We start from the raw sequence: 2,266 nt of genomic DNA on the forward strand, positions 1-2,266 counted from the left end.
TTGCATACAAATTCATTTGCCGGTCGTAAGAACATGGAGCATGAAATGCGGAATGTTCGTGTGCGAAATCGAGTAGGAGTCAGCCTACTCGATTCACTAATTATCGCAGGAGGTATGTTATGGCCAAAAATTCGTCGGGAAAAGGTTTTTCACTGCAAAGTGTGAGCACCAAGCTTATTTCTGTGATGCTCTTAATCTGTATTGTGCCTTTGGCAATTTCCATTACCGTTAACTATCTGAACAGCATGAATAAGTCCCTTAATGATGCTAAATCCATCAATGCCCAGAAGGCAGCGGTAGTTGAGAAGACCTTCATGGAAGAAGTGGAGAGGATGATGGAGGCCCTAAGGACCGTTGCTTCCAGTCCCGAAATACGTAACTACATAGAGGCTCCTCCCGAGGAGAGGGATGAAGAAGCTATGGTGGCATGGCTTGCCGGAATTGAAGAGTCCCTTGGCGGCGGTAACTCCATAGTTGTTACCGGAACCGATGGCGAACAGATTGTTCGTTCCTCCGGTAATCTGCAGAACATCTGGGATAGAGACTATTACCAGACAGCTCTTTCAGGAAAAGAGTACATCTCTGATGTTATTGCGTCCAAATCGGACGGATCTGCTACTATTTTCCCTATCATGCCCATTTACAATGAGAGTGGCGCCATAATCGGAACAATCCAGAGAAGCTATAAGCTGGTAACTCTCAATGAGCTGTTGGCGGAGTCCGTTAATGCAGCTAACAAAGAAGAGGCTATGATCCTGGACAGACAAGGCCATATGATCGGACATAACGAGAGAGCCATCGATGCCAATAACCTTGAGGATATGAGTAATCTCCAGGCGTATAAGGATTCCCAATCCGCTGAGCGCGGAAGCTATTTAGGCAAATCCGGTGGCAGCAAGCTTTTGATGTCCTTTGAGAGAAACGAGGAGACCGGTTGGGTAGTTGTTATGGTTTCCGATTACAACGTTGTTATGAAGGAATCGATCACTGCAGCGATCTTTATTATAATTATGGGCGTTATCATGCTGATTATTGCTGTTATTATTTCGCTGGTAATGTCAAGATCCTTTACACAGCCTCTCAAAGAGGTCAATGAATCTGTCACCAAGCTTGCAGATGGCCGCTTTGAGCACATTACAAAGTTTACCTCAAGAAAAGACGAATTTGGCGATATTATAAATAATACAAACACTGTTATAGATAAGCTTGCTTCAATCGTACAGAGTATTAAGGATTCCACCGTTGCGGTGAATGAATCCTCTGAAGAGTTGGCGGATACTGCCAATCAGATATCTCAGACCGCGGATGATGTATCCAATGCGGTGCAGGAGATTGCATCAGGTGCTACCCAGCAGGCTGACGAGATCCAGAGCGTATCCGAGAGCGTTGGAAATATCGGAGAGGCAACGGGGCATGTTCAGCATAGTACCGATGACCTGTCCAATCTGGCAGACAGAATGCAGAATGTCAGCACAGAATCAGCCCAGAGTCTTGCTGACCTGCAGCAGAGCAGCCAGAGTATGAGCAGCAGTATCGCAGGTATCGCTGAGAAGATCAGTGCCACCAGCAAAGCCGTTGAAAGTATTAATGAAAAGGTTGAGGGAATTGCCTCCATCGCAACCCAGACCAACCTTCTGTCCCTTAATGCATCAATCGAGGCAGCAAGAGCCGGCGAAGCAGGAAGAGGTTTCTCCGTTGTTGCTGAAGAGATTGGTAAGCTTGCGGATGATTCAAGAAATATGGCTGATGAGATCAGAAAAGAGATGGATGTTCTTCTTGAAGAGTCTCAGGCAGCAGTTACCATGGCTTCCGAAGTTGAGCGCGAGAACCATGAACAGTCGGAGGTTCTTGGTGCTACAGTTCAGAGCGTAAATGCTATGATCCAGGATATAGCTGCTACTGTTGAGAGTGTAAAGAGTATCGAAGTCGATGCCAATACCTGCGTAAGTGCCAAGAATGTGGTTGCGGATGCTATGGATTCACTGTCTGCTATAAGCGAAGAGAATGCCGCATCCTCAGAAGAGACAGGAGCTTCCATGGAAGAGCTGTCTGCGACGGTTACAACGCTTGCTTCATCTGCTGATAATTTGAAGAGTATTGCTACTCAGCTCAATGAAGAGATGGCATTCTTTAAATAAACTTTTTGAATGATATAGGAGATAACAAGGGGGCGTTTTTATACCAATGGGGACGGTTCTGTTTGGTATAGTTTTGCGCGCAAAACTGTACCAAACAGAACCGTCCCCATTGGTATAAAAACCGTCCC

At 45.9% G+C, this 2,266-nt stretch carries 1 protein-coding gene; it reads left to right on the top strand.

Annotated elements, in window-relative coordinates:
• Positions 1-119 precede the first annotated feature (119 nt).
• A complete protein-coding gene (locus G588_RS0118455) occupies positions 120-2,138 on the top strand; it encodes a methyl-accepting chemotaxis protein (protein WP_022780160.1) in 2,019 nt (672 codons plus the stop codon).
• The last annotated feature ends 128 nt before the right edge of the window (positions 2,139-2,266 follow it).

This window comes from Butyrivibrio sp. AE3009 (assembly GCF_000420845.1).
In the GTDB taxonomy this organism is placed as follows: Bacteria; Bacillota; Clostridia; order Lachnospirales; family Lachnospiraceae; genus Butyrivibrio.